We start from the raw sequence: 25,143 nt of genomic DNA on the forward strand, positions 1-25,143 counted from the left end.
CTGTTGCTCAGTACTATCCGATATCGGAACAAAAGGCATTCATCCCCGAAGCTGACCCGCCTTTGGCTGACACTCGTCGCGGGATTGGTGTGAGCCTCGGCGCCCCGCGTTGGTGGCAGCTCCATGTCAGTGCTCAACCTGTTGACTTGTCTGCCAAGTACCGTCTACCTTGGAGTCTCAACTTGGCAGACATGCCAACAACCTGGAGGTTGAGCGATGGCTCTGCGTGGCGGTACGAGGTTCGCCGTGCGTTGTGAGGACGTGTTCCCGGCGGGATGCGCCCTTGTCCCGGAGTCCCTGGGTGAGGTCGAGGACTACGACGAGAAGACCGGCCGGCGTAGCCCGGCGAAGGACAAGCTGACCGGCCAGCGGGTGTGGCAGGTCCGCGTGATGGACCTGGACCCGGAGCTTGGCAAGCGTTCCCGGGAGACGACGGTCAAGATCTCCGCCGACTACCAGCCGGTCCCGCCCACGGGTGCGCCGTTCGAGGCGGTGGAGTTCGAGGGTATGACGGTCACGCCGTACGTGACCAACAACAACCGGATGGCGTACTCGCTGCGGGCGACCGGGATGCGGGCCCCGGCGGGCGTGGCCAAGAAGGCGGCGGCGTAGCCGCATCAGGTGGGGGCGGGGCTGTCAGGTCTTGGCGGACGGCAGCCCCGCCCTCTGTCTCTTCCCCCTGCTCTGTCGAGAGAGGTAGTGACGTGTCCAAGCGTAGGCGTTCGCCTGCCCCGGCTCAGCCTCGGTGCGGCGTGTGTCAGTCCCGGTTCGACCCGGCTGGCGGGACGGCTGACCGCTGCCCGCTCTGCATCGGGCAGCTCGTTTTCCCGTTCCCTCCGGTCCGGGATGTGTCGGGCCGGTTCGTGTCGCTGCGGGGTGCGCGATGATGCGCCGGCCGCGCGGCGAGGTGGTGCTCACGACCGCCGGGGATCTGATGGTGATCCGGCCGAAGCGGTTCGTCCTGCCGATGTGGGCGGTCGTGCTCGGCCTGCTGCTGCGCTGGCTCGCTCGGGGCTGCTGGTGGTGCCTGCGTCACCCGGTCACCGTCGGCCTGGTCGTGCTCGCCGTCGTCCTCTACGCCGACTATGGCTGGGCGGGCCTGGTCGTGCCGCTGGTCCTGGCGTCGGCGGTGTCGGCCGTGTGGCGGTGGCGCGATGAGGCGTCTTGGTGGCGGTGGTGCGCCGGGCCGCTGCTCGGCCGGTTCCGTCAGGTCTTCGTGTACGGGCGGGCGTGGCGCGAGGCCATGACCCTCTGCGGCCTGGCCGAGACGTACGACCGTCGCGCCGTCCTGCCCGAGCTGCTGCGCGTGCGCTCGGATCAGGCCCTCGATGTGCTGACCATCCGCATGGTCCGCGGGCAGACCCCGGCCGACTTCCAACGGGTCACAGCGAACCTCGCGTACGCCTTCGGTCGGCGGCACGCCCGGGTCTACTCCGAGCGGCCCGGCGACCCGCCGGCCCGTACCGGCTATTGGGCGCTGCTGCTGGGGTGGGTGGACCGGCTGCGGTTCCGGGATCGGCCGACTGTGGTCTACCTGGTCCTCGTCCGCACCGATGCCCTGCGGCCGGTCGTGGCGCCGTTCGACGCCCCGGCCGTTCCCGATCTCACCGCGCTGCCGCTGGCTCGGCGGGAAGACCTGGGCACCTGGTCCCTACACCTGCTCGCCACGCATGTCCTGATCGGCGGGGCCACCCGTTCCGGCAAGGGCTCGGTGCTCTGGTCACTGGTCCGGGCGCTTGCCGGCGGCATCACGTCTGGTCTGGTCCGGCTCTGGGTGATCGACCCCAAGGGCGGCATGGAGTTCGCCATGGGACGGCCGCTGTTCGCCCGGTTCGCCTGCAAGTCGTTCGAGGCCATGGCCGACCTCCTCGATGAGGCCGTGGCGGTCATGCGGGAACGGCAGACCCGGCTCGCTGGCACGGTCCGGGTGCACACCCCGACCGAGGCTGACCCCCTGGTCGTGGTCGTCATCGATGAGATGGCCGCGCTCACCGCGTACCTGCAAGACGTCGAGCTGCGTAAGCGCATCGCCGGCTCGCTGGGGCTGCTGCTGTCGCAGGGTGCCGGGGTCGGCGTCCTGGTGGTGGCCGCGTTGCAGGACCCCCGCAAGGAGGTGCTGCCGTTCCGGGACCTGTTCCCGACCCGTATCGCGCTCGGCCTCACCGAGGCGGCTCAGGTCGACCTCGTGTTGGGCGATGGTGCCCGCAACCGGGGCGCCCTGGCCGACCAGATGCCACGGTGGGCCAAGGGCGCCGGGTACGTGATCCTCGACGGCACCCCGGAACCGATGCGGGTCCGCTTCTCGTACGTCACCGACGACCACATCCGGGAACTGGCCCAGCAGTACGCGGCCCCGGCCGACGCTGCGGACATCCTCGCCCAGGTCGGCCGCGAGTCGACACCGGAACCGGTCCGGCCGGCCCTGCCCCGGCAGCGTCGCGGGCCGCTGCTGCCGGACGCGCTGCGCAACATCCTCGACGCCGACGGGGGTGAATCGCGGTGACCTCCCCGACCTTCTACCGGCTCCGCGCACCGAACCCGGACGGCGCGAGCAGCACGGCGGTATCCGTCCGCGTCGATCCCGACCGGCCCGACCCGTACCCGGTCTATCTCGCCGTCGGCGGCGGCCGGCGTCGCATGCACCTGACCCCCGACGAGGCGTGGGCGTTGTGGCGCTGCCTCTCCGAAGCGGTCGCCTCCCTCGGCGACCCACCCGACCACATCCGTACCCGCGTCACTCCGGACCGGAGGTAGCCCCGATGTCCCTCAAGCGCTTCTTCCTCGGCACCCACCGCATCAAGCCGCTGAACATCGACCTGGACGGCTCCCCGGACCGGCTCGCCGCCGCCCTGCACGGCCTGGCGCACATGGTCCGCCGCCGGGACGACCTCGACGGGCAGCGCATCCGCATTACCGTCACCATCCGCATCCCGGAGGGCGACTTCGAATGATCCGCCACCGAGCCGAGTCCGGCATCCGGGTGCTGATCCTGCTCACCATCGGGATCATGGCCGGTGCCGCCGCCTTCACCCACGTCCACGATCTGACCGTGGCCCACGGGCAGCCCGACTGGATCGGCTGGGCCAACGCGGTAGCCGTCGAGCTGATGGCGATCTACCTCGGCCTGGAGATCCGCGCCCGCCGTCGCGCCGGTCGCCCGGTCGGCCTGGTCGGCGTGCTCCTGGTCGCGTTCGCCCTGCTCTCCCTCGCCGCCCAGGTCGCGGAAGCCGAACCGTCCGTGTGGGGCTGGATCGTGGCCGCCGTGCCATCCCTGGCGTTCCTCGCCCTGGTCAAGGTCGTCCTGTCCAGCGCACCCGCCCCGGCACCCGAACCGGACCAACCGCCGGTCGACTGGACCTACGAGGTTCCCGAGCAAGTTGTCACCGAGCCCGAGCCCCAGCAGCCGACCGCGCCCGATCCGGCGGTCCGCCCGGCACCGGCCGCGGTGCTGCCTCCGCTCGGCGTCGTCCAGCCCAACCGACCCCAGGTCGTCGGGATCATCCGATGACCGCTCCCACCCTGCCCGGCCTCGTTCCCGCCGCCCCGACCCCGGTTGCTCCTCGGCCGGGGTCGCGGGCGGCCCGCATGGCGTTGCCCCGCTCGGTCGACGTGCTCAAGGAGATCGCCGCCGAGTACGGCGTCTGCGTGCGCCCGCTCGCCATGCGTCGCACCGACCTCGACACCGGCCTGGCCGAGGTCATCGACCTGCCCTGCGGCGCGACTCGCGAGGACAAGTGCGCGCCGTGCGCCAAGAAGAATCGCCGGCTACGGCAGGCCCAGATCCGCGAGGGCTGGCACCGCGACGACGAACCGCTACCCGGCCCGGAACCCGCGACCGAGGCGCAGAAGTCCCTGATCCTGTTCCGCGCACACCTGGAGTTCTCCCGCGACGAGGCCGTACGCGGTGCCCAGTGGGACCAGGTGACCGACCTCGACGAGGCGATCCGCGAGGTAGAGGAAGCCATCGCCGCCGAGGGCCTGCGCGGGCGCGTCGGGCCACCCCACGCCACCGCCGACGAGGACTCCGACGACGATCCGGGCCGCCGGCGCAAGCGCTCCACCAAGCGGCGTCAGGACGCCCCCGAGCTACCTCGGCGCAAGGTCGAGCGGCGCACCGTCGGCAAGACCTACACCGCTCCGGACGGCGCGACGTTCCGGCCGTCGATGTGGCTCACGCTCACCCTCGACTCGTACGGCCCGGTCCGCCCCGACGGCACCCCGCTCAACCCCGACCGGTACGACTACCGCCGCGCAGCCTGGGACGCAGTCCACTTTCCTCGACTCCTCGACCGGTTCTGGCAGAACCTGCGCCGCTGTGAGGGCTGGAACGTTCAGTACGCCGGCTGCGTCGAGCCCCAACGCCGACTCGCCCCACACGCGCACTTCGCCATCCGGGGCACCATCCCCCGCGACGTGCTCCGCACCGTGGCGGCGGCGACCTACCACCAGGTCTGGTGGCCAGCGGTCGACATGCAGCGCTACACCCTCGACCGGCTACCCGTCTGGGACGAGCAGGCGGCGGCCTGGGTCGACCCCGACACCCGGGAGCCGCTGACCACCTGGACCGAAGCCCTCGACGCCATCGACGACGACCCGGACGCCGAGCCCGTGCACGTCGTCCGCTTCGGTGCCCAGGTCGACGCCCGCGGCGTCATGCCCGGCACCGAGGACGCCGAACGGACCATCCGGTACGTCACGAAGTACATCACCAAGCACACCGGCGACGTCCACAAGGCGACTACTGACCGGCAGCGCAAGCACCTCGACCGGCTTTGGCAGCAACTCCAGGTGACGCCCTGCACCGACCGGTGCGCCAACTGGCTGCTCTACGGCGTCCAGCCCAAGAAGGCACACGCCAAGCTCAAGCCTGGCCGCTGCAAGGGCAAGGTTCACCAGCGCGACACCCTCGGCATCGGCGGCCGGCGCATCCTCATCTCCCGCGACTGGTCCGGCAAGACCCTCGCCGACCACAAGCACGACGTACGCGCCTGGGTCCGGGCCCTGCTCGGCGCTACCACCGACAGCGGCGCGGCCGGCGGGCAGCTCGTCGACGACCAGGGCGCCACCGCCGAACGGATTCGGCACGCCTGGGAACTCGCCCGACCCGACGACCCCGACGTGGGACCGCTGGCCCACCGGCTCATGCGCTCCATCAGCCAACGCGCCCGCTGGCGGTCCGAACTGCTCGCCGCCAAGGACCGGGCCGCGCAGGGGTCCACAGATCTTTCGGCAACTCAGCACAGCGCACAGCACGACGGGGAGGGGACGCAGTGAACGAGGAGTTGTTGACCGTGCCGGAAGTGCTCGCCGAGCTGCGCGTACCGCGCTCGACCTGGTTCTACTGGCGGCAGACCGGTAAGGGGCCACGGGTCATCAAGCTCCCGAACGGGCAGCTTCGGGTCCGCCGGTCGGCGCTCGGTCGGTGGCTCGGTGAGCTGGAGCAGGACGCCGCATGAAGAGCTACGAGGTCCAGATCTGGGAGATCGGCAAGCGCGCCGACCGGAAGGCTCGGCCCTGGCGGGTCCGCTGGGCGGTGAGCGGCCAGCGCTTCGAGGACATGTTCCGTACCAAGGCCCTGGCGCACTCGTTCCGCGCCGAGCTGGTACAGGCGGCCAACGCGGGGGAGCCCTTCGACCCGGCCACCGGCCGCCCGGTCTCCGAGGCCAGAACCAAGAACCCCACCACCTGGTACGCGCACAGCCGCGCGTACGTCGAGATGAAGTGGCCCCGGGCGGCGGCCAAGACCCGGCGCTCGATCGTCGAGGCGCTGACGTCCATCACGGTGACCCTGACCCGCCCGGCCAAGCGGGGTCGACCGGCTGACGCGCTACTTCGTGAGGCGCTGTACCTCTACGGCCTCAACCCACGCCGCTGGTCCGACGAGATCCCCACTGAGCACGCTGCGGCGCTGGCCTGGCTGGAAACCGCGTCCCTGCCGGTCGTCGAGCTGGACTCGCCAGCGATGGTCCGCCGGGTACTGGACAGCCTGTGCGTACGCCTAGACGGCAAGCCCGCGGCTGCCTCGACCGTCCAGCGGAAGCGGGCCACCTTCTACAACGTGCTCGGGTACGCCGTCGAGCTGGAGCTGATCGACTCCAACCCGGTCGACAAGGTTCAGTGGACCGCCCCCGAGGTCGCGCAGTCGATCGACCGGCGGGTGGTGGCCAACCCGGCTCAGGTCGCCACGCTGCTGGAGGCGGTGAAATCTCTCGGCAAACGGGCCGACAAGGTCACCGCGTTCTTCGGCTGCCTCTACTACGCGGGCATGCGGCCCTCGGAAGCGGCCGACCTGCGGCGGGAAGACTGCGACCTGTCGGGCCGGTGCGCCGACTGCGGGGCCGACTTCGACGACCTGGCGGCGGTCAAGCCTTCTCGGTCCTGTGACCACGAGAAGATCGAATACCGCTGGGGCCGCCTGGTGCTCGCCGGCACCTCGCCGCGCGCCGGCTCGCATTGGACCGATGACGGTGGCTCCCACGAGCGGCGGGGACTCAAGCACCGGGGGAGGGCCGAGACCCGGACAGTCCCGATCCCGCCCCGGCTCGTCGACCTGCTCTGCGCGCACGTCGAGAATCACGGGGTCGGCCCGGATGGTCGGTTCTTTCGGGGCCTGCACGGCGGCCCGCTCTCCGAGTCGGTCTACGACCGGTGGTGGAAGCTCGCGCGGGAGAAGGCACTGACCGAATCGCAGGTCGCCTCGCCGCTCGTCCGCCGGCCCTACGACCTGCGGCACGCGGCGGCCTCGCTCTGGCTGAATGCCGGCGTCCCGCCGACCGAAGTCGCCCGGCGCCTGGGCCACGGCGTCGCCGTCCTGCTCCGCGTCTACGCCAACTGCATCGACGGGGGAGACGACACGATCAACGACAAGATCGGCGAGGCCCTCGGGTCATCCCACGCTGAATTCGTCAATAAGTAAAACCGCAGCGCCGAGATCGAACGACTTAGGACAACCCGCGCGCATCCGTAGTATCGGCAGCCGACCAACGGACGCCATCTACCTCAGCACCACGGAGATCTGCTCCTTTGAACACGGCCCCTCGCACGGAGGCCCCGTTGAGTTTTGCTCCGCGCAGATCTGCACCGGTGAAGTCCGCTTCATTGAGATTTGCCCCCGTAAGATCGGCCAGCCCAAGATTGGCGTTAAGGGCTCTTACGCGACTGAGATCTGCTCCGGGAAGAACGACACCCGGCAGATTGACGCCGTGAAGGTCGGCGTTGCAAGTCTTTAGCGCTCCCGCCGTGAGCACTTGCATCGCCGCAGCTATATCCGGACGAACTCGGCCGTCATCAGCAAGCTTCCCCTCCCTCACGAACGAAGAAAGGACCTCGACTACGGGCTGAATCCAGCCAGGATGACCACGGGCGGACGCGGCCAAGGCATAAACGCCACCGACACGGATAGTTAAGCCATCCGAGGCCAGTTGTTCGACGGCCTTGGCATACCTCTCCGCATACGCTGCTGAACGATTAAGCAAGTAGGTTCGTCCAGCGAAAACCGTTCCGGCGGCGACCCCCACCCCTGCAAGCAGTGCGATCAGAGAAGCGCGCACATCGTTGATAGCTTTTAGATGCTCGTGTGCCGTCAATCCAGCGGAGGGTGAACGGGTAAGCATACTAGGCAAAATCCAAACCAACAGCGTCAACGCGACGGCTACGATTACAGTGAGAGCGAGACCGCGAACCAACGCCCGGATAGCTTTCACAATCACCCGACCTTGCTCAGTGGACCTATGATAAGATCCTGCGTCTGACGGAGGGTGAGAATAGCATGGCGATGCTCAACTTTACAGAGGACGTGATTCAGAGTCTTTTCGGTCACGAAGCCGCCGAGGACGAGGATCCTGCGCGACTTCGACAATATTACTTCAAGTCCTCAACCTACGATCAAGTAGTAACGCCACTTCCCCTGAGGATTGTGGTCGGCCACAAAGGCATCGGGAAGTCGGCTCTGTTTCGCGTGGCAATGGCAGAGTTGCGTGACGCTTCAAGGCTAGCGTTTCAGATCAAGCCTGACGATGTCGCAGACATCGCACGAGGTCAGCCCGACTTTCTAAGCTCGATTCGAGCATGGAAAATAGGGCTACGTAACATCATTGCGAGGCGCGCCGCCCAGTCGATGGGCATGAAAGCAGATTCTGCGCTGAAGGCAGTGCAGGCTGCGGAAGCGGTGATCGAGCCCCTTGCTGAAGTCGTCGCCGGCCACGCACCCTCGGCGAGCCTAGATAACATGCGGGTCAGAGAAGAATTTCTGGCTTCCCGCACCCTGCATGTATTTGTGGATGACCTGGATCGCGGCTGGGAAGGCCGGCCTGCTGACATTCGGCGAATATCTGCTCTCTTGAACGCGGTCCGAGACCTTGTTAACGAAGATCGCAACCTGCAATTCCGGATTAGCCTCCGCTCCGACGTCTACTTCCTAGTTAGAACCTCTGATGAGTCTACTGACAAGATCGAAGGTTCGGTTATCTGGCAGTCATGGACAAACCATGAGGTGTTCGCGCTCTTGGTCAAGCGTATCGAAACGTTCTTCGGTCGCGATCTGGACTACGAGAAGCTGAAGGCCAGAAGCCAGCTGGAACTCGCCAAGTCGTTGTCTGTAGTAATGGAGCCAACCTTCAGAGGGAAAGGGCATTGGCACGATGCCCCTATGCATCAGGTTCTGATGTCTTTGATCAGGAAGAGGCCGCGGGATTTGGTCAAACTCTGCAGCCTGGCCGCAAGAAACGCCTACGCCAAGAAGTCGCCGATCATCTACACCTCCAACTATGAGGCGATATTCGAGGAGTATTCTCAAGGTCGCATCCTTGACACTATTAACGAGTTCCGGTCTGAGCTTCCAGACATCAGGCGCCTGTTGGAAAATATGAAGCCTTCGACAAAGGAGAAGACGACAAAATCCGGCTATGTCTACACAACGGCGGATCTCCTAAAGAAGATCAAGAGCGTTGAGGCTCAAGGGCAATTTCGCTTCAAGCCGGGCAGCTTGGCGTCTACTAAAGACCTGGCCGCCTTCTTGTACAAAATCAACTTTTTGACTGCAAGGTACGAGCGCGCCGATGGGACAATCGTGCGTCGCTATTTCGAAGAACAGCGATACCTTCAGAGTGAGTTTGCTGACTATGGTTTCGCTTGGGAGGTCCATCCCGCCTATCGCTGGGCGCTCCAACCGACCGACATCGACAAGATCTTCGAAACCCTGGACAAGCCATCATTCTGGTCGTTCTCTGAAGGATGACTTGACCTGAGGAGTCGATCGAAGGGCGGGCCGGCCGCAACCCAAGTAATCCGTCCGTGGGCAAACCGTGGGCGACACGCTAAGCCGCTCAGGCTACTCGGGGAGAAGCACCAGCGCAGCGGCAGTGCGCACGCCGTATCTCGGGGCCCCCTGTAAATCCGTCGCGAAAGCTACAGAGGTTCGAATCCTCTACCCGCCACCAGGGAGCGACAGGCCCCTGACCTGCGAAAACGCAAGTCAGGGGCCTTCGTCGTCTCCCCCTCTCCGAAACTTCGTAGACCGTCGCTGTCCGTCACAACGGGCACGCAACGGGCACGGACAGGGGTGGAAGGCTTGCATCCTCGATTTCCTGTTGAGGACATCGCGCGTTCTCACAACGGGCAGAGCTACTACCAGGCTGCGGCAGTGTGCCGGCGAGGTCACATCGAAACCCGTTATCTCGATCCGGGACGGCCCTACCCTGCCGACTCGAAGTGCCCCACCTGCGGCGCGCTCGTGCTGGTGGCCTGTGGCAGTTGCGGACTGCGGATCCGGGGGGACTACTTCGCCCCCGGAGTGATCGGCTTCGACCCGTCTCCTCGCCCGAGCTTCTGCGATGGCTGTGGCGCGGCCCATCCGTGGGCGACGCGCGAGGAGAGGATCTACGAGTTGGAGAACATCCTGGATGAGGAGGACATGGATGAGGCGGATCGAGTCTTCATCCATGATCGCTTGCGGGAGCTCCGCGAGGGTGAGGTCCTGGACGAGAAGCGTGAGCGGCAGCTCTGGGTCCAGATCAGGGATCGCTCTGGCAAGTTCATTAGCTCTGAGCCGGTGAAGAAGATCGCGGAGACCGTTGTATCCGCAGCCATTCGTAATCAGCTCGGCATATGATGGCGCGCTCATGGTTCGAACCCGAATTTCCAGCCGGAGTCTATGAAGGGATGTCTAATGGCCCCTGCCCCTCAAGACCTTATTTCTACCCTCCTAAGTCAGCTTGAGAATCTGCCCGATCGGAACCATGCGCAACTCGATGCGCTCCTCAGGCGGTCCGAGATGGTGATCCGCAACGTCTTCGGCGACACAAGCAAGTACCTCACCGACCTGGCGAAGATCTCATTCTCGCCACGGATATATCCAGCCAGTGAGGACTACATTCGATCGTCCTGGTCCTCAGGTGTGAACCAGCTGCGGAATCTGTTGAACACAATGGCCGAGGAGGTCCAACTCTTCGGGACAGATGAGGGTTCGGACACCACTGAGACCCAGCCGCAAGTCGAAGCAAAGGCTGCGACTGTGTTCCTCGTACATGGGCATGACGATCGAGTCAAAGCCGAGGTCGCCAGATTCCTTGAGCAACTTGGGCTTGAGGTCGTTATCTTGCACGAGCGAGTCAATGCCGGACGGACCATCATTGAAAAGTTCGAGCATGAATCCTCCGGCGTTGAGTTCGCGGTGGTTTTGCTGACCGCAGATGACGTGGGCTCCACCAAGGCAAAGCCTGACGAGCTTCTTCCTAGGGCCAGGCAGAACGTTGTCTTCGAGCTGGGCTACTTCATCGGGACTCTCGGGCGCTCCAAGGTCGCGGCGCTGATAGATTCATCGGTCGAAACTCCGTCGGACTACTCAGGGGTGGTGTACATTCCTCTCGACGCCGGCGACTCATGGAAACTCCAGTTGGCGCGAGAGGTGAAGAGTTCCGGAATCGATATCGACCTAAATAAAGCGCTTGGGTAGAGCACATGGGCCTTCTGTAGCACTCTCGGCTCCAACTAGTGCTTGGCGGATCTCCTCGTCGGGCAGTCGTAGACCGTCCAGCCTCCCCGGACGGGGTCCAGGTGGAGCGCCCTACCGGACGAACGACCTGGACCCCGTCCGGGGAGGCTGGTAGCCCTCGTGGGGCCTGGCGAGGAGATCCACCCCGGCTGATCTCTGAGGAGGGCCGGGGTTCGGGGCGGAGCCCCGAGGTCTTCGGGGTCCTGGTCGTCCATCAGCGTGGCCGGCCGGCCCGGCCGATGCCGGCCGGAGGTCGCCAGCAGGCCGGGGCCGGGCCGGCGCGGCCCGCTTGCGGGCCGCCTTGAAGTACCGCTTTGACCGGGCGGTCGAGCGGGCCGGCCTGACCGACCTGATCCCGCACGACCTTCGGGCGACGCACGGTAGCTGGGTGGCTGATTCTCATGGCGTCCTGGTCGCCGCCCGCCGGCTGGGTCACTCCAACGCCAGCGTCACGACTCGCCACTACGCCCGAGCAGTCGACGGGCGGGATGCCGAGGTGGCCGCCTTTCTCGACCGGGCACGGAAGGCCAAAGATCATTCCGGAGGGGCACGCAACGGGCACGCGAGGGAGTCCGAGCCGTCCAGCGGGAGAGAAAAGCGGCTCTGACCTGCCCAGACTTTCATCGATTACATTGATAACGGGCAAAACTGTAAATCCGTCGCGAAAGCTACAGAGGTTCGAATCCTCTACCCGCCACCAGGTGCATAAAGCGGCCTCTGACCAGCGAGAACGCCGGTCAGGGGCCGCTTTCGTGAGTCCAGCTCCAACCCGCTCGATCTCGCTGGCCGTGTCACCTGATCGGGTTGTCGAGCGCACCGTCTCGATCAACGGCGGACCCTCGACGATCTGGGCTAGGACGTGCCGCTGTTTCGCTCCGCGGTGACCGACGCCGAACCTCACGGCGCAAGGGCGAGCATCCGAGGCCAGGCCGGCGTTCATCAGCGCGTACGCGGGCAATGTCCCGCCCGGCCACACGTTCGCGTCCATCGCCGAGATCGACGCTGCCATCGCCATCGAGGTCCGGCCGGCTGCTCGTCACCGAACCGGTCCGCCGAACCGGCGGCCCGGCCGTGGGTCGGCCGCTTGGGTCACCCCGGACCCGGTGTCGACGCCGCCGCCCGCCGGCCCGGCCCCCGTACCGGGACCGGGCCGGCGGGCGGTCAGCGGCGGCTGCGCAGGTACATGATGGCGACCAGGGCCACCACTACCAGGACGAAGAACGCGACCATGACGGGTGCCGGCATCGGAGAGCGGGCGGCGAGAGTGATCATTTAGAGATCCTCTATGGACGGCTGACTGACGCCTCCCCGGTACCCGTCGCTGATGCCGCTGAACCCGGATCGGGCGGCCCGGCGGATGCCCGGCGGACCGGTCACCGCCCGTGCTTTCCACGGGTGCGGGCAGGTGGTGGTCGCGTGGTTCGATGTCGCGCATGACGTGGCGGTGGACGCGCTCGGTGGCGGTCATCTCGGCGGCCGTCCTGACGGTGGTGGCCGTCGGGGCTTGGCGCTGGTGGCACAACCATCCGCCGTACGGGCCGGAGGCGCTGGCTCTCACGTCGTCGCTCAGCCTGGTGACCTATGCGGAGGCTCAGGCCGCGCTCGGCGAGGAGGCGCACGCCCCGTTCGCCTCGGGGCGCGATCAGTTGGTGCTCGGCCGGGTCTCCTGGCAGGCCCCGCCCGAGCCGCTCGACGGCGGCTATTTCGCGGTCTTCCTCATCGACAAGCGCACCGACCGCAAGCCGGAGGTCTTCGGCGTGCCGGCGTCGCAGGAGAGGGTCGTCGGCGTCGGGAGCGCGGGCGTCGAGAACCGGATCGCCGAGCGCTATTCCTGGCTGCGCGGCGCGGGTGATGTCCGGGTCGGGGAGAACGAGTGGCGGAGCAACGGCAACAGACTGTACGTGTCTGACGAGAAGGCCTCACCGCTCACGTTCGTCGCGCTCTTTCCGTACGTGGCGAGGCCGGATCCGGAGCTGCCGGTGGTCAGCGCGCCGGTTGCGCGGGCCGACCTGCTGCTGGCCCTGGCCTACCTGGGCCCGGACGGGCAGGTGTACTGGGCGCGGCGGCTTCAAGGGTAGGCAGCGGCCCTGCCCCCACGATGCCCAGAGACGCCGCTGACGGTTTACCGGCCGGTGCTCGCGGTCATCCCGGCCGACGACGAACCGTCACACCTGGCGGGCTGGCTCGTCCTTGAGGCAGTCAACCGGGAGGCTTCATGTTCGCTGCTTACGTCACGGTCACCATCCTCGGCTCGGTCCTCAATGGCATCGCGGCCGTCACCTACCTGATCGGCCACGACTATCCGAAGGCCCAGGCGGACATGAAGCGCGTACCCCGGTCATGGGTGCCGGTGCTGGGCACGCTGCTGGCGGCCGGCGCGCTGGGGCTGCTGGCCGGGTTCGCCGTGCCGCTGCTGGGGACGCTCGCCGCCGCCGGCCTGGTGCTGTACTTCGTCGGCGCCCTCCTGGCCCACCTGCGGGTGGGCTCCCGCCAGCTCGTGGGCTGGTCGGTGTTCTTCGGCACCGCGGTGGCCGCGCTGGTGGTGCATCTCGCCCAGCACCGTTGGTGAGCAGCCGGGCCGGCCGGCGGGGTGGAGGACCGACGACAGGATCGGGGGTACGCGCGGCACGGATCTGCCGCGCGGCCTCACTGCACGGACCAGGTCAGGATCGGGGGTACGCGCGGCACGGATCTGCCGCGCGGCGTCACTGCACGGACCAGGTGATGTCGGGCGGGCGGACCCGGGCGCAGACCGGGCCGCCGTCGGCGTCGGTCAGCCGGAGCCGGCCGACCAGCGTCCCGGCCCCGTCGTGCGCGGCGCGCAGCAGTTGCGTCGGTACGTCGCCGAACAGCAGCTTCGCCCGCCGGAACATCTCGAACCGGTCGTCGGTCACGGCACCCCAGCTCAGGTAGAGGAATCGGGCGCCGGGGCGGCCGTGCACCCACGGCCCGCCCACGTCCAGCAGCCCGTCGACCTCGCGGCTGGTGACCTCGAACCGCCAGGTCGCCTCCGGCGCGTCGGCCGGTACCCGCTCGACCACCTCGGCCCTGCGCTGCACCCCCACCTGCACGTTGCCGAGCCGCAGCCGGTCGGCCTCGGCGCCGGCGCGCCGCCCCGGCAGGTCCTCGCCCTCGAGCCGGATCCGCATGCCCCGACTCTAGGCCGGCAGGGACGCGGCCCGGGAGGCCGGCGGCACCACTGGGGACCGCCTCGGTCGCGGGAGACGGGGGGAGCGGGTGGCCGACTCGCGTCGCGGACTGTCAGTTACGAGTCATTCACGGACCCCGGCCTTGCCCGCTACGCCAGGTGAGTTATGGTGGTCGATGGGTTGCCTCGCGGGGCCATGGAACGGCGTCCCGTTGGTCGGACCCAAGGTGATCTCACCGGTTTTGCGCTGTTGGTGAGATTGAGCGGTTGGTGAGGTCGGCCCCGGTGGCCCGCCCGGCAGGCTAGCTGACACGACGAGATGGTGAGGCCTGGGCCGAACGGCGGAACCTGGCGGCTAGTCGTGCCGTGGGCGCCGTCTCGGCTTTCCTGCCCCTGCCCTGTGTGGCAGGATCGTGGCACCTCCAACCCCTATGAGACTTCCTCGACAGGAGCAATCATGTCTGGTCGAAGGTTGGGCCGACTGCTTGGCTCGCTCCTCGCGATCGCGGCCGCGGCGGCGATGGCGTTCAACGCCGGCGCGGTGATCGGCGCCGTCCACGATTATCAGGCCCAGGACATCATCTGGACGCTCGGCCCCAACTCATCCGCCGACGACGGGCTCTGACCGACGCGAGGACAGACCTGACGGGGGCAGGAGTCGGTACACCTCAGCCAGTAGGAGTCCCATGGCCCGGCGTGGACGCGCGTGGCGCAGATCGACCGATCACGCCTGGTTCATCACGGCACCGCTGGCCATGCTCGCGATCGTCTGCGCCACCATCACCGGGCTGATCGCCGACCCGGTCTTCGGCCACTGGCCGCTGGCGGCAGCGCTGTTGGTCGCCATGGTGTGCGTCGGCATGCCCGTGCTCAACTTCGTGATCCGGCGTCAGTCCTTCGGGGTGACGCTGACCGAGATTCCGCTCGTCCTGGCGCTGTTCCTGCTGCCGCCGCTGACCGTGGTGGTGATCTACACCATCGCGTCGATGCTCACCCAGACCCGGCACCGCTTCGCGCCGGCCAAGTTCTGGTTCAACGTGGCCAAGGCGGCGGCCGGCACCTCGCTCGCGGTGCTCGTGCTCCAGGGGCTGCCGCCGATGCGCGGGGTGGGCCCGGGCACCTGGCTGATCCTGTTCACCGGGGTGGCTTCGGTGATCGTGGTGAGCCTCGCCGCCGTCGTCGGTGTCCACACTCTCCTGCAGAGCTGGCACGCCGGGCGGGACGCGCTCCGCTCGGCCCCGCCCGCCCTGCTCACCGCCGGGATCAACGCCTCGATGGGCCTGATGATCCTGATCGCGGTCCGCACCACGTGGTGGTCGCTGGTGCTGGTCGGCGCGCTGGCGGCGGCGCTCGTCCTCGTCTACCGGTCCTACGCCCAGTTCTTCCGCCAGCACCGCACCCTGTCCCAGATGTACGACCTGACCCGGGCGATCGGGGAGCGTGGCCAGGACGGCACGTTGGTGGACGCGCTGCTGGGCCGGGTGCGCGCGCTGATGCAGGCCGAGTACGCCACCCTCTGGTTGCCGGCGCAGGGCCGGCACCCCGAGGTGCTGCTCACCGCCCGGGTCGACGACCCGGGTCTGCTGGACGTGGTCCACACGCCGGCCGCGCTGCGGGAGTCCGCCGCGAAGGAAGGCCGCACGGTGGCCGTCGGCCGGGTGTTCGGCGTCGAGCCCGGCCAGCGCCGGGCGGCCAACGAGGCGAAGGTCAAGGACGCCATCGTGGTGCCGCTGCGCTCCGGGCAGGCGGTGATCGGCACCCTGGAGGTGGCCAACCGGCTCAGCGACATCGGCCACTTCGCGCCCAGCGACATCCCCGTCTTCGAGACGGTCGCCGCGCACGCCGCCGTCGCCCTGGAGAATTCCCGGCTGGTCGACCGGTTGCGGCACGACGCCAACCACGACGCGCTCACCAAGCTGCCCAACCGGCGGCGGGTCACCGCGGCGGTGGTGGAGGCGGTCAAGATCGCGGCACCGGGCGAGGTGGTGGCCCTGCTGCTGTTCGACGTCGACCGGCTGCGCCAGGTCAACGAGTCGCTGGGCCACGCGGCCGGGGACAAGGTCCTGGTCGAGGTGGCCGAGCGGCTGCGTGCCTGCGTGCCCTCCTCGGCGCTGGTCGGCCGCGCCGGCGGCGACGAGTTCCTGGTGACGCTCCGGCTGGAGAGCGCCGACGCGGCGCTGGAACTGGCCGGGCAACTGCGGGAGCAGATCCGCGACGAGATGGTCTTCGACGCGCTCACGCTGGACGTGGACACCGCCGTGGGGGTGGCTGTGCACCCGGACCACGGCAGCGACGCGGTGACCCTGCTCCAGCGGGTCGACCTGGCGGCGACCGCGGCCAAGTCGGTCCCCGGCAGCGTCCAGCTCTACAACCCCGCGCTGGAGTCGCGCTCGCTGCGCCGGCTCGGCCTCGCCGCCGATCTGCGCCGCGCCCTGGACGACGGCGAGCTGGAGGTCTACTTCCAGCCGAAGGTGACGCTGCGGGACCGGCGGCTGGTCGGGGTGGAGTGCCTGGCCCGCTGGGAGCACCCCGCGCACGGCACGGTGGCCCCGGAGGACTTCGTCGCGGTGGCCGAGCACACCGGCCAGCTCGGGCGGCTCACCGAGTTCGTGCTCCGGGAGAGCCTGCGGCGCAGCCGGGACTGGTCGCACGGCGAGCAGCCGCTGGCCGTCGCGGTGAACCTCGCCGCGCGTACCCTCACCGACCAGCACTTCCCGGCCCTGGTGCAGGACCTGCTCGATGAGTACGGCGTACCGGCGCAGCGGCTCACCCTGGAGATCACCGAGGCCGGCGTGCTGGACGGCACCGAACGCCCGATACCGACCCTGTTGCGCCTGCGCGACCTCGGGGTCCGGCTCTCGGTGGACGACTTCGGCACCGGCCGCTCCTCGCTGGCCCAGCTGCGCCGGCTGCCGGTGCACGAGGTCAAGGTCGACCGCTCCTTCGTGCAGGGGATGGCGACCGATCCCGGCGACCTGGCGATCGTGAACGCCGTGGTGACCCTCTCGCAGCAGTTCGGCCTCACCGTGGTGGCCGAGGGCGTGGAGAGCGAGTTGACCCTGGAGCTGCTCCAGGACATCGGCTGCGAGATCGGCCAGGGCTTCCTGTTCAGCCGGCCGCTGCCGTACGAGCGGCTGGAGGCCTGGTTCGGCGCCCAGGTCGACCCCGAGACGATCTCCGCCGGCGAGCTGCCGCGCCTGCGTGTCGTGCCCTGAGCTGGGCGGATCCGGTCAGGGGGGATCCGATTTCACCTCGGCGGCGGGGTCGTGTACTGTTTCCTCTGCGCGACACCCCACGGGTGATCGGGCAGGCCCCCTTAGCTCAGTCGGCAGAGCGTCTCCATGGTAAGGAGAAGGTCTACGGTTCGATTCCGTAAGGGGGCTCAGAGGGTCCGGCTGGACCCGCCACGGCGGTGTAGCTCAGATGGCAGAGCAAGCGGCTCATAATCGCTGTGTCGCCGGTTCAAGTCCGGCCACCGCTACTCTCGTCCTCCGGGCTGACGCCCGGTGGCCGGTGGGATGGGCGCCACAGGCGCCCACTTTGCATGTCTGCGTCATCAGCGCGTAGGCTGATGCGCCGTAGTTGTTACCCGTTAGCGAGGAAGGCACTCCGCCGTGGCGAAGGCGACCGATGTCCGGCCGAAGATCACTCTGGCGTGTGTGGAGTGCAAGGAGCGCAACTACATCACGCGCAAGAACCGTCGTAACGACCCGGACCGCATCGAGCTGAAGAAGTTCTGCCCCCGGGACGGCAAGCACACCGTGCACCGCGAGACCCGCTGATCCGCGGCCGGCTCGGCCGGCCCGGTCCCCCAGCATCCCGAACGCCGATCCGCACGGAAGGCGGCCCCGCGCCGTCCGACCGTACGGATCGGCGTTCGTGCTTTCCGTGTAGGTTCGCGGCATGTCCCTGGACCCGTCCTTCGTCGGCCGGAGCTACCCGCCGACCGCCCCCTACCAGGTGGGCCGAGAAAAGATCCGCGAGTTCGCCACCGCCATCGGGGCCACCGACGCGGCCTACCACGACCCGGCGGCGGCCCGGGCGCTCGGGCACCCCGACGTGGTGGCCCCGCCCACCTTCCCGATGGTCCTCAGCATGGCCGCCAACCGGCAGATCATCGAGGATCCGGCGCTCGGCGTCGACTACAGCCGGGTGGTGCACGGCGACCAGCGCTTCGCGTACACCCGGCCGGTGGTGGCGGGGGACGAGCTGGTCTGCGTGAGCACCATCGAGGAGATCATCAATCGGGGCGGGCACGGCTTCCTGACCACCCGCACCGACATGAGCACGACTGCCGGCGACCCGGTGGTCGCGGTCTGGTTCAAGATCGTCGTACGCGGGGAGGCCTGAGCCATGGAACTGCCCACCCAGACCTTCCGGGTGACCCGGGCCGACCTGGTCCGCTACGCCGGCGCCTCGGGGGACTTCAACCCCATCCACTGGAGCGACCGCATCGCCACCAAGGTGGGCCTGCCCGGCGTGATCGCGCACGGCATGTTCACCATGGCGCTGGTCGGCCGGGCGGTCACCGTCTGGGCCGGCTCGCCGGACGCGGTGGTCGACTTCGGGGTCCGGTTCACCCGCCCGGTGGTCGTCCCGGACACCGACGAGGGCACCGAGATCGAGGTCAACGCGGTGGTCAAGGAGGTCACCGAGGACGGCCTGACCAGGCTCGACGTGACCGCGACCTGCCTCGGCGAGAAGGTGCTGTCGCAGGCTCGGGCGACCGTCCGGCCGGCGCCCTGACCGGCCCGTCGATCTGCATGGGGCAGACCGGTTGGGAAAGTCGCACGACTACCCGTACACTGGTCCGCCGTGGGGCAAGTGACCCCTGCTCGGCACTGTGTGCTCGGGTGGGGCGAACGTCGCCGCACAGGGGTGTAGCTCAATTGGCAGAGCAGCGGTCTCCAAAACCGCAGGCTGCAGGTTCAAGTCCTGTCACCCCTGCGCCTCAGGCCTGACCGTTCCCGTGGGTCGCGCCGCCCAGATGGCGGCGTCCGGCCCGTGGTGGTGGCACCGGCGGGGTGGTTCCCGAGGCATTCGGGGCCCTCCCGGTCGGTCCGCCGGCCGCGGCCCGTCGCGGGACGGTTGGTCCGGCCGGCGTGACCACACGCCGCGCACGCCCATCAGCGTGCGACCCAATATCCCGCACGGAGGGCGAAGTGGCCGAGAGCAAGCGGCGCGGCGAGGACGCCGGCGACGAGCGTCTGGACGACGACGCGACCGTCGACGGTGTGGCCGACGACGGCGTGGCCGACGACGACGCCACCGAAGCGGAGGAGCCGGTTTCCCGGGGCGGCACCGCCACCCGCAAGCGGGCTCGCGCGGAGTCGACCGAGGGTCGGAAGACCCGGAAGGACACCGAGCGGATCGGGCTCTTCGCCCGCATCGCGCGTTTCTTCCGCGAGGTCGTGGCTGAGCTGCGTAAGGTCATCTGGCCGACCCGCAAGGAGCTGTTGACCTACACGGCAGTGGTGGTCACCTTCGTCGCGGTGATGCTGGCGATCGTGGCCGGCCTGGACTTCGGCTTCGCAAAGGCGGTGCTGTTCGTCTTCGGCAACAACAGCTGACGGGCCAACAGCGATAGTGACGGAAGTGAGCGAGCGTGCCTGAGTACGACGAGACCGCCGAGACCCCGGACGAGCAGTCCACGGTGGCGACGGCGGCCAATGACGAGTCGGTCGAGGCCGCCAGCGAGCCGGAATTCCCGACCACCGAGCCCGCCCCCGACGAGGACTTCGACCCCGTCGCCGAGCTGCGCCAGAAGCTGCGCTACGCCCCCGGCGACTGGTACGTGGTGCACTCCTACGCCGGCTACGAGAACAAGGTCAAGACCAACCTCGAGACCCGGATCACCTCCCTCGACATGGAGGAGTTCATCTACCAGGTCGAGGTGCCGACCCGGGAAGAGGTCGAGGTCAAGAACGGCAAGCGGTCGCAGGTCCAGGCGAAGGTCTTCCCGGGCTACATCCTGGTCCGGATGGAGCTGACCGCCGAGTCCTACTCCTGCGTCCGGAACACCCCGGGCGTGACCGGCTTCGTCGGGGCGACCGACCGGGCCGACCGTCCGGCGCCGCTCAGCCTCGACGAGGTGCTCAAGTGGCTGGCCCCGGCGGTGGAGACCGAGCAGAAGAAGGCCAAGCCCGAGGTCAAGGTCCTCGACTTCGAGGTCGGCGACTCGGTCACCGTCACCGACGGTGCCTTCGCCTCGCTGCCGGCGACGATCAGCGAGATCAACGCCGACCAGCAGAAGCTCAAGGTGCTGGTGTCGATCTTCGGCCGGGAGACCCCGGTCGAGCTGAACTTCAACCAGGTCGCCAAGATCTGACGTGACGGCCGCGCCGGCGGTGGGCTCCGGCCCGCCGCCGGTGCGCTGTTTCGCCGCCCCGACGGACCTCGGCCGAGAGGGCGGCGGAAGGCTGCGCTACCCTAGAACGTCGGCTGTCCGCACGCGCTGACCGTGCGTGCCCGCGGACCGCCGAAAATCCCGGTTCCAAGCCCCAGGAAGAGACATGCCTCCGAAGAAGAAGCTCGTCAAGACTTTCACGCTTCAGCTGCCGGCGGGCCAGGCCACGCCGGCGCCGCCGGTCGGCCCCGCGCTCGGCCAGCACGGCGTGAACATCATGGAGTTCTGCAAGTCCTACAACGCGCAGACCGAGTCCCAGCGGGGCGACATCGTCCCCGCCGAGATCAGCGTCTACGAGGACCGCACCTTCACCTTCGTGCTGAAGACCCCGCCCGCCGCCCGGCTGCTGATCAAGGCCGCCGGCGTGCAGAAGGGCTCGGGCGTCCCGCACAAGGAGAAGGTCGGCTCGGTGACCCGCGCCCAGCTGCGCGAGATCGCCGAGAAGAAGATGGCGGACCTCAACGCCAACGACATCGACCAGGCCGAGAAGATCATCGCCGGCACCGCCCGGTCGATGGGTCTGACCGTCGCCGACTGACCTCGCTCCACCCGCTCCACCAGATCAGATCGTGGGAGGGCCGCGGACGTCGCGGGCCCGCCATTGACCACAGGAGTTACGAGAAATGCAGCGCAGCAAGAGCTACCGCAAGGCCGCCGATGTCATCGACCGGTCCAAGCTCTACTCTCCCGTCGAGGCCGTCAAGCTGGCCAAGGAGACCACCAACGTCAAGTTCGACGCCACGGTCGAGGTCGCGATGCGCCTCGGCGTCGACCCCCGCAAGGCGGACCAGATGGTCCGCGGCACGGTCAACCTGCCGCACGGCACCGGTAAGACCGCCCGCGTGATCGTCTTCGCCGCCGGCGCGAAGGCCGAGGAGGCCGCCGCCGCCGGTGCGGACGAGGTGGGCACCGACGAGCTGGTCGCCCGTATCCAGGGCGGTTGGCTGGACTTCGACGCGGCGATCGCCACCCCGGACCAGATGGCCAAGATCGGCCGGATCGCGCGGATCCTGGGCCCGCGCGGCCTGATGCCGAACCCGAAGACCGGCACGGTGACCATGGACGTCACCAAGGCCGTCTCGGACATCAAGGGCGGCAAGATCACCTTCCGGGTGGACAAGCACTCGAACCTTCACCTGATCATCGGCAAGGCCTCGTTCTCCGAGTCGCAGCTGGTCGACAACTACGCGGCGGTGCTGGACGAGGTGCTCCGCTCGAAGCCGTCCGCGGCCAAGGGCACGTACCTCAAGAAGGTCACCCTCACCACCACCATGGGCCCCGGCGTCCCGGTCGACCCGAAGGTCGTGAAGAACCTGCAGGACGGTCAGGCCGAGGCCTGAGCACCACTGCCCTGACGGGGCCCCGCCACCACGCCGGTGGCGGGGCCCCGTCCGTCTGTCCGGTGTGGCAGGCTCGGCGCATGCGGCTGGAGGACGTCTGGCTGCGGTACCACCGGCGCGGTCCGTGGGTGCTGCGGGAGATCGACGTGCGGATCGAACCGGGCGAGGTGGCGGTCGTGCTCGGCCGCAACGGAGTCGGCAAGTCCACCCTGCTGCAACTCGCCGCGGGCGTGCTCCGACCCAGCCGGGGCCGGGTCGTCGACCGACCCCCGGTGGTCGGCTGGGTGCCCGAGCGGTTCCCCGCCGACCAGCCGTTCACCGCCGGGGCGTACCTGGCCGCGATGGGCCGGGTCGCCGGCCTGCCGGGCCGGGAGGCCGACCGGGCGGTCCGGCGCTGGGTCGACCGGCTCGGGCTGGGCCGGTTCCACGACGTCCGGCTGCCGCAGCTGTCCAAGGGCACCGCGCAGAAGGTGGGCCTGGCCCAGGCGCTGCTGCGCCCACCCGGCCTGCTCGTCCTCGACGAACCCTGGGAAGGGCTGGACGCGGCCGCCCGCGACCTGGTGCCGGAGGTGATCGAGGAGGTGCTCGCCGGCGGCGGCGCGGTGCTGGTCAGCGACCACCGCGGCGAGACCGTGCGGTTGCCGGGAGCCCGGCAGTGGTCGGTCGCCGGCGGCACCGTGACCGAGCAGCAGCCGGCCGGGGGCCCGGCCCTCGCGGTGGTCGAGCTGGCGGTCCCGGCCGCCGCCGTGGCCGCCGCCGTCGCCCGGTTGCGCGCCGACGGCCACCACGTCCTGCGGGTACGCGACCACCCCGTCCCGCCCTCGGCCACGCGACCCGTCCCGCCCTCGGCCACGCGACCCGTCCCGTCCTCGGCCACGCGACCCGTCCCGCCGTCGCCGGCCGACCCGCCCCCGCTCACCCCGGAGCACCCGGACGGCTCGGTGGCCGGCGGCGCTGGTCCGGCGCCCGAGGTGACCCGGTGATCGCGCTGGTCCGGCTGCGGCTGGCCGGCTTCCTGCGTACCGGCCGGGCGCTGGCTCCCGCGCTGGCCGGCCTGCTGGCCCTCGGCGTCCTCTACGGCGGCGGCCGGGCCCAGCCGGCGGAGGCGTACGGCGTCTCGGCGGTGGTGCTCTTCCCGGTGCTGGCCTGGCAGACCAAGATCCTGCTGGACGTGGAGCCGGACGTGCAGCGCCGGTTGGCCCAGGTGGTGCTGGGGCCGACCCGGGAGCGGGCCGCCGGCCTGCTCGCGGCGGCCGTGGCCGCGCTGGGCACGGTGGCGGTCGCGCTGGTCCTGCCGTGGCTGGTCGGCGGGGTGGCCGGACCGGCCGCGCCGGGGGACCGGTCGGTGCTGGCCGGGCTGCTCCTCGGCCTCTGGGCGCACCTGCTGGCCCTGCCCGGGGCGGTGGCGCTGGGCGCCCTGGCCAGCCGGGCGGTCACCCGCACCGCCGGGTACGGCGTCGCCGTGCTCGCCCTGGGCGCCGTCGGCGTGCTGGTGCTGGGCCTGTCCGGTTCGGTGGTGCCCTGGCTGGTGCCGCCGCTGCTGCCGGCCGCCCGGGCGCTGGCCGGCCACCTGGAGCCGGCCACCGGACTGCTGCTCAGCGGCTGGGCCGTGGCCTGGTCCGCCGTGACGCTCACCGGCTACGCCTGGGCCAGACGCTCCCGCGCCTGACCCCGCACCCGCCCCGGTCTCGGTGCTGATCGACTCCGGTTGCGGCAGGTTGGGGCTTCCGGGCGGTGGGCCCGGTTTGCCGCAGCCCGAGTCGATCAAGGCCGGCCGGGGTGACCGGGCGCACGCGGGGGCCGATTTGGCGCTCGAGCGGCGGTCGCGTAACCTGGTGCCGTAGTTCCACCCAAAGACCGCTGGTCACCGTGCCCTGGCACGGTCGAAGGTTCCGCGATGACGGGCGACCCGCGCAGGGCGGCAAGCGAAAATCGGTGTGGTCCACGGTCCGCCGACCGTGCTCCTGATGCCGGCCCTCGCCCCGTGCGCCCTGCGCCGGGGCTTTTCTCGTTGTCGTGATGCCTCCGCCGCCGTCGCGAGCCTTCGCTCGTCGCCGGCGTACCAGCTCCGAGCAACGAGAGAGGAGGGACATGGCGGACAAGCCGATCCGGGCCGACAAGGCCACGGCCGTCGCCGAGCTGACCGAGAGCTTCCGCAACGCGGGAGCCACCGTGCTGACCGAGTACCGCGGGCTCACGGTTTCGCAGCTCACTCAGCTGCGGCGCTCGCTCGGCAAGGAGACCAGCTACACGGTCGCGAAGAACACGCTGGCCAAGCGTGCTGCGACCGATGCGGGCATCTCCGGCCTCGACGAGCTGTTCACCGGTCCTACCGCGCTGACTTTCGTTTCGGGCGACGTCGTCGAGGCGGCGAAGGGGCTTCGCGACTTCGCGAAGGCCAACCCGAAGCTCGTCATCAAGGGCGGTGTCTTCGAGGGCAAGGCCATTTCCGCGGCCGAGGTCACGAAGCTCGCCGACCTGGAGTCCCGTGAGGTGCTGCTGGCCAAGCTGGCCGGCGCCATGAAGGGCAACCTGAGCAAGGCCGCGGCCCTGTTCCAGGCTCCGCTCTCCAAGGCCGCCCGTGCGGCGGCCGCCCTGGCGGACAAGCGCGAGAAGGAGGGCGCCGAGGCGGCCTGAGGCCCCGCGGCGCACCCACGTTCTTAGTTAATTCATTCAGGAAAGGACGCCAGACATGGCGAAGCTCAGCACCGAAGAGCTGCTCGACGCGTTCAAGGAGATGACGCTGATCGAGCTCTCGGAGTTCGTGAAGCAGTTCGAGGACACCTTCGAGGTCACCGCCGCCGCTCCGGTCGCCGTCGCCGGCGCCGCCGTCCCGGGTGCCCCGGCCGCCGAGGCCGAGCCGGAGAAGGACGAGTTCGACGTCATCCTCGACGCCGACGGTGGCAAGAAGATCCAGGTCATCAAGGTCGTGCGCGAGCTGACCGGCCTGGGCCTCAAGGAGGCCAAGGACCTGGTCGAGGCCGCTCCGAAGGCCGTCCTGGAGAAGGCCAACAAGGAGACCGCCGAGAAGGCCAAGGCCAAGCTCGAGGGCGAGGGCGCCAAGGTCACCCTCAAGTGACCTTGCACCACCCCTGACGCGCGTCCGGCTCACGTGAGCCGGGGCACAACCGCGTCGCGGGGGGGGGGGGGGGGGGGGGGGGGGGGGGGCCCGCCCGGGGGGGGGGGGGGGGGGGGGGGGGGGGGGGGGGGGGGGGGGGGCGGGGGGGGGGGGGGGGCGGGGGGGGGGGGGGGGTGTACA

The 25,143-nt window shown here is 69.2% G+C and carries 29 protein-coding genes and 3 tRNA genes; 30 read left to right on the top strand and 2 right to left on the bottom strand.

Annotated elements, in window-relative coordinates; translation table 11 throughout:
• Positions 1–216: 216 nt before the first annotated feature.
• From ACIBPB_RS15970 to ACIBPB_RS16005, 8 genes are all read left to right on the top strand, one after another.
• On the top strand, positions 217–612 hold the full coding sequence (locus tag ACIBPB_RS15970; protein WP_104113758.1) for a transcriptional regulator: 396 nt from the start codon (positions 217–219) through the stop codon (positions 610–612).
• A 274-nt stretch (positions 613–886) separates the two neighbouring features.
• The gene (locus ACIBPB_RS15975; protein WP_396840351.1) at positions 887–2,503 is read left to right on the top strand and encodes an FtsK/SpoIIIE domain-containing protein; all 1,617 of its coding nucleotides are present in this window, start codon (positions 887–889) and stop codon (positions 2,501–2,503) included.
• Positions 2,500–2,754, top strand: a complete 255-nt coding sequence (locus ACIBPB_RS15980; protein WP_396840352.1) for a hypothetical protein — start codon at positions 2,500–2,502, stop codon at positions 2,752–2,754. The genes ACIBPB_RS15975 and ACIBPB_RS15980 overlap by 4 nt, the downstream gene beginning before the upstream one ends.
• 5 nt (positions 2,755–2,759) lie before the next feature.
• The gene (locus ACIBPB_RS15985) at positions 2,760–2,951 is read left to right on the top strand and encodes a hypothetical protein (protein WP_013473706.1); all 192 of its coding nucleotides are present in this window, start codon (positions 2,760–2,762) and stop codon (positions 2,949–2,951) included.
• Positions 2,948–3,508 (top strand): DUF2637 domain-containing protein, encoded by a 561-nt coding sequence (locus tag ACIBPB_RS15990; RefSeq protein ID WP_013473705.1) that lies wholly within the window; start codon positions 2,948–2,950, stop codon positions 3,506–3,508. The genes ACIBPB_RS15985 and ACIBPB_RS15990 overlap by 4 nt, the downstream gene beginning before the upstream one ends.
• Complete coding sequence (locus tag ACIBPB_RS15995) at positions 3,505–5,274, top strand: replication initiator (protein WP_396840353.1); 1,770 nt, start codon at positions 3,505–3,507, stop codon at positions 5,272–5,274. Before ACIBPB_RS15990 ends, ACIBPB_RS15995 begins: the two co-directional genes overlap by 4 nt.
• Complete coding sequence (locus tag ACIBPB_RS16000; RefSeq protein WP_018784531.1) at positions 5,271–5,456, top strand: AlpA family transcriptional regulator; 186 nt, start codon at positions 5,271–5,273, stop codon at positions 5,454–5,456. Before ACIBPB_RS15995 ends, ACIBPB_RS16000 begins: the two co-directional genes overlap by 4 nt.
• The gene (locus ACIBPB_RS16005; RefSeq protein WP_396840355.1) at positions 5,453–6,916 is read left to right on the top strand and encodes a tyrosine-type recombinase/integrase; all 1,464 of its coding nucleotides are present in this window, start codon (positions 5,453–5,455) and stop codon (positions 6,914–6,916) included. The genes ACIBPB_RS16000 and ACIBPB_RS16005 overlap by 4 nt, the downstream gene beginning before the upstream one ends.
• 25 nt (positions 6,917–6,941) lie before the next feature.
• Here ACIBPB_RS16005 and ACIBPB_RS16010 read toward each other — a convergent pair whose 3' ends face one another.
• On the bottom strand, positions 6,942–7,586 hold the full coding sequence (locus ACIBPB_RS16010) for a pentapeptide repeat-containing protein (protein ID WP_396840356.1): 645 nt from the start codon (positions 7,584–7,586) through the stop codon (positions 6,942–6,944).
• Between the two features lie 182 nt (positions 7,587–7,768).
• Here ACIBPB_RS16010 and ACIBPB_RS16015 point away from each other — a divergent pair, with 182 nt between their 5' ends.
• From ACIBPB_RS16015 to ACIBPB_RS16040, 6 genes are all read left to right on the top strand, one after another.
• Positions 7,769–9,235 (top strand): P-loop ATPase, Sll1717 family, encoded by a 1,467-nt coding sequence (locus ACIBPB_RS16015; protein ID WP_396840357.1) that lies wholly within the window; start codon positions 7,769–7,771, stop codon positions 9,233–9,235.
• A gap of 324 nt (positions 9,236–9,559) precedes the next feature.
• Positions 9,560–10,108: a DUF2321 domain-containing protein gene (locus ACIBPB_RS16020; RefSeq protein WP_396840358.1), complete on the top strand. Its 549-nt coding sequence runs from the start codon at positions 9,560–9,562 to the stop codon at positions 10,106–10,108.
• A 162-nt stretch (positions 10,109–10,270) separates the two neighbouring features.
• Complete coding sequence (locus ACIBPB_RS16025; protein ID WP_396840359.1) at positions 10,271–10,951, top strand: TIR domain-containing protein; 681 nt, start codon at positions 10,271–10,273, stop codon at positions 10,949–10,951.
• 340 nt (positions 10,952–11,291) lie between these two features.
• Positions 11,292–11,597, top strand: a complete 306-nt coding sequence (locus ACIBPB_RS16030; protein WP_396840361.1) for a tyrosine-type recombinase/integrase — start codon at positions 11,292–11,294, stop codon at positions 11,595–11,597.
• Between the two features lie 817 nt (positions 11,598–12,414).
• The gene (locus ACIBPB_RS16035) at positions 12,415–13,068 is read left to right on the top strand and encodes a hypothetical protein (RefSeq protein WP_396840362.1); all 654 of its coding nucleotides are present in this window, start codon (positions 12,415–12,417) and stop codon (positions 13,066–13,068) included.
• Between the two features lie 137 nt (positions 13,069–13,205).
• Positions 13,206–13,559 carry a DoxX family protein gene (locus ACIBPB_RS16040; RefSeq protein WP_396840363.1) on the top strand — a complete coding sequence of 118 codons (354 nt, stop codon included), beginning with the start codon at positions 13,206–13,208 and terminating at the stop codon, positions 13,557–13,559.
• A 136-nt stretch (positions 13,560–13,695) separates the two neighbouring features.
• Here ACIBPB_RS16040 and ACIBPB_RS16045 read toward each other — a convergent pair whose 3' ends face one another.
• On the bottom strand, positions 13,696–14,139 hold the full coding sequence (locus ACIBPB_RS16045) for a DUF5990 family protein (RefSeq protein WP_396840364.1): 444 nt from the start codon (positions 14,137–14,139) through the stop codon (positions 13,696–13,698).
• Positions 14,140–14,595: 456 nt separating this feature from the next.
• Between ACIBPB_RS16045 and ACIBPB_RS16050 the strand changes: the two genes are divergently transcribed.
• The 16 genes from ACIBPB_RS16050 to rplL all read left to right on the top strand — a co-directional run bounded on the left by ACIBPB_RS16050 (position 14,596) and on the right by rplL (position 24,963).
• Positions 14,596–14,763 (top strand): hypothetical protein, encoded by a 168-nt coding sequence (locus ACIBPB_RS16050; protein ID WP_396840366.1) that lies wholly within the window; start codon positions 14,596–14,598, stop codon positions 14,761–14,763.
• Positions 14,764–14,824: 61 nt separating this feature from the next.
• Positions 14,825–17,353: a putative bifunctional diguanylate cyclase/phosphodiesterase gene (locus ACIBPB_RS16055; RefSeq protein WP_396840367.1), complete on the top strand. Its 2,529-nt coding sequence runs from the start codon at positions 14,825–14,827 to the stop codon at positions 17,351–17,353.
• Between the two features lie 95 nt (positions 17,354–17,448).
• Positions 17,449–17,521: transfer RNA gene (locus ACIBPB_RS16060), tRNA-Thr, on the top strand.
• A gap of 25 nt (positions 17,522–17,546) precedes the next feature.
• Positions 17,547–17,619, top strand: a tRNA-Met gene (locus ACIBPB_RS16065).
• 133 nt (positions 17,620–17,752) lie between these two features.
• On the top strand, positions 17,753–17,920 hold the full coding sequence (rpmG, locus tag ACIBPB_RS16070) for a 50S ribosomal protein L33 (protein ID WP_013288652.1): 168 nt from the start codon (positions 17,753–17,755) through the stop codon (positions 17,918–17,920).
• A gap of 121 nt (positions 17,921–18,041) precedes the next feature.
• Entirely contained in the window at positions 18,042–18,488 is a 447-nt protein-coding gene (locus tag ACIBPB_RS16075) for a MaoC family dehydratase N-terminal domain-containing protein (RefSeq protein ID WP_396840368.1), read from the top strand.
• Positions 18,489–18,491: 3 nt separating this feature from the next.
• Positions 18,492–18,884 carry a MaoC family dehydratase gene (locus ACIBPB_RS16080; RefSeq protein WP_396840369.1) on the top strand — a complete coding sequence of 131 codons (393 nt, stop codon included), beginning with the start codon at positions 18,492–18,494 and terminating at the stop codon, positions 18,882–18,884.
• 128 nt (positions 18,885–19,012) lie between these two features.
• Positions 19,013–19,085 (top strand) — tRNA-Trp (locus tag ACIBPB_RS16085).
• Positions 19,086–19,300: 215 nt separating this feature from the next.
• The gene (gene secE, locus ACIBPB_RS16090; protein WP_357314345.1) at positions 19,301–19,708 is read left to right on the top strand and encodes a preprotein translocase subunit SecE; all 408 of its coding nucleotides are present in this window, start codon (positions 19,301–19,303) and stop codon (positions 19,706–19,708) included.
• Between the two features lie 35 nt (positions 19,709–19,743).
• Complete coding sequence (gene nusG / locus ACIBPB_RS16095; protein ID WP_357314343.1) at positions 19,744–20,466, top strand: transcription termination/antitermination protein NusG; 723 nt, start codon at positions 19,744–19,746, stop codon at positions 20,464–20,466.
• Positions 20,467–20,650: 184 nt separating this feature from the next.
• Positions 20,651–21,082 carry a 50S ribosomal protein L11 gene (gene rplK, locus ACIBPB_RS16100; protein ID WP_013288647.1) on the top strand — a complete coding sequence of 144 codons (432 nt, stop codon included), beginning with the start codon at positions 20,651–20,653 and terminating at the stop codon, positions 21,080–21,082.
• Between the two features lie 85 nt (positions 21,083–21,167).
• Entirely contained in the window at positions 21,168–21,884 is a 717-nt protein-coding gene (gene rplA, locus ACIBPB_RS16105; RefSeq protein WP_396840370.1) for a 50S ribosomal protein L1, read from the top strand.
• 80 nt (positions 21,885–21,964) lie between these two features.
• Positions 21,965–22,867, top strand: a complete 903-nt coding sequence (locus ACIBPB_RS16110; protein ID WP_396840372.1) for an ATP-binding cassette domain-containing protein — start codon at positions 21,965–21,967, stop codon at positions 22,865–22,867.
• A complete protein-coding gene (locus ACIBPB_RS16115) occupies positions 22,864–23,553 on the top strand; it encodes a hypothetical protein (RefSeq protein WP_396840373.1) in 690 nt (229 codons plus the stop codon). Before ACIBPB_RS16110 ends, ACIBPB_RS16115 begins: the two co-directional genes overlap by 4 nt.
• A 422-nt stretch (positions 23,554–23,975) precedes the next feature.
• Entirely contained in the window at positions 23,976–24,521 is a 546-nt protein-coding gene (gene rplJ / locus ACIBPB_RS16120; protein WP_357314333.1) for a 50S ribosomal protein L10, read from the top strand.
• Between the two features lie 55 nt (positions 24,522–24,576).
• A complete protein-coding gene (gene rplL, locus ACIBPB_RS16125; protein WP_357314331.1) occupies positions 24,577–24,963 on the top strand; it encodes a 50S ribosomal protein L7/L12 in 387 nt (128 codons plus the stop codon).
• Positions 24,964–25,143 lie beyond the last annotated feature (180 nt).

It is taken from the genome of Micromonospora sp. NPDC049836 (assembly GCF_044465125.1).
In the GTDB taxonomy this organism is placed as follows: Bacteria; Actinomycetota; Actinomycetes; order Mycobacteriales; family Micromonosporaceae; genus Micromonospora.

Excerpts from the sequence above, each read along its gene's own strand:
- ACIBPB_RS15970 (WP_104113758.1), top strand. The coding sequence starts at position 217 with ATGGCTCTGCGTGGCGGTACGAGGTTCGCCGTGCGTTGTGAGGACGTG.
- ACIBPB_RS15975 (WP_396840351.1), top strand. The coding sequence starts at position 887 with ATGCGCCGGCCGCGCGGCGAGGTGGTGCTCACGACCGCCGGGGATCTG.
- ACIBPB_RS15985 (WP_013473706.1), top strand. The coding sequence starts at position 2,760 with ATGTCCCTCAAGCGCTTCTTCCTCGGCACCCACCGCATCAAGCCGCTG.
- ACIBPB_RS15990 (WP_013473705.1), top strand. The coding sequence starts at position 2,948 with ATGATCCGCCACCGAGCCGAGTCCGGCATCCGGGTGCTGATCCTGCTC.
- ACIBPB_RS15995 (WP_396840353.1), top strand. The coding sequence starts at position 3,505 with ATGACCGCTCCCACCCTGCCCGGCCTCGTTCCCGCCGCCCCGACCCCG.
- ACIBPB_RS16005 (WP_396840355.1), top strand. The coding sequence starts at position 5,453 with ATGAAGAGCTACGAGGTCCAGATCTGGGAGATCGGCAAGCGCGCCGAC.
- ACIBPB_RS16015 (WP_396840357.1), top strand. The coding sequence starts at position 7,769 with ATGGCGATGCTCAACTTTACAGAGGACGTGATTCAGAGTCTTTTCGGT.
- ACIBPB_RS16025 (WP_396840359.1), top strand. The coding sequence starts at position 10,271 with ATGGTGATCCGCAACGTCTTCGGCGACACAAGCAAGTACCTCACCGAC.
- ACIBPB_RS16035 (WP_396840362.1), top strand. The coding sequence starts at position 12,415 with ATGTCGCGCATGACGTGGCGGTGGACGCGCTCGGTGGCGGTCATCTCG.
- ACIBPB_RS16040 (WP_396840363.1), top strand. The coding sequence starts at position 13,206 with ATGTTCGCTGCTTACGTCACGGTCACCATCCTCGGCTCGGTCCTCAAT.
- ACIBPB_RS16045 (WP_396840364.1), bottom strand. The coding sequence starts at position 14,139 with ATGCGGATCCGGCTCGAGGGCGAGGACCTGCCGGGGCGGCGCGCCGGC.
- ACIBPB_RS16050 (WP_396840366.1), top strand. The coding sequence starts at position 14,596 with ATGTCTGGTCGAAGGTTGGGCCGACTGCTTGGCTCGCTCCTCGCGATC.
- ACIBPB_RS16055 (WP_396840367.1), top strand. The coding sequence starts at position 14,825 with ATGGCCCGGCGTGGACGCGCGTGGCGCAGATCGACCGATCACGCCTGG.
- ACIBPB_RS16075 (WP_396840368.1), top strand. The coding sequence starts at position 18,042 with ATGTCCCTGGACCCGTCCTTCGTCGGCCGGAGCTACCCGCCGACCGCC.
- ACIBPB_RS16080 (WP_396840369.1), top strand. The coding sequence starts at position 18,492 with ATGGAACTGCCCACCCAGACCTTCCGGGTGACCCGGGCCGACCTGGTC.
- rplK (WP_013288647.1), top strand. The coding sequence starts at position 20,651 with ATGCCTCCGAAGAAGAAGCTCGTCAAGACTTTCACGCTTCAGCTGCCG.
- rplA (WP_396840370.1), top strand. The coding sequence starts at position 21,168 with ATGCAGCGCAGCAAGAGCTACCGCAAGGCCGCCGATGTCATCGACCGG.
- ACIBPB_RS16110 (WP_396840372.1), top strand. The coding sequence starts at position 21,965 with ATGCGGCTGGAGGACGTCTGGCTGCGGTACCACCGGCGCGGTCCGTGG.
- rplJ (WP_357314333.1), top strand. The coding sequence starts at position 23,976 with ATGGCGGACAAGCCGATCCGGGCCGACAAGGCCACGGCCGTCGCCGAG.
- rplL (WP_357314331.1), top strand. The coding sequence starts at position 24,577 with ATGGCGAAGCTCAGCACCGAAGAGCTGCTCGACGCGTTCAAGGAGATG.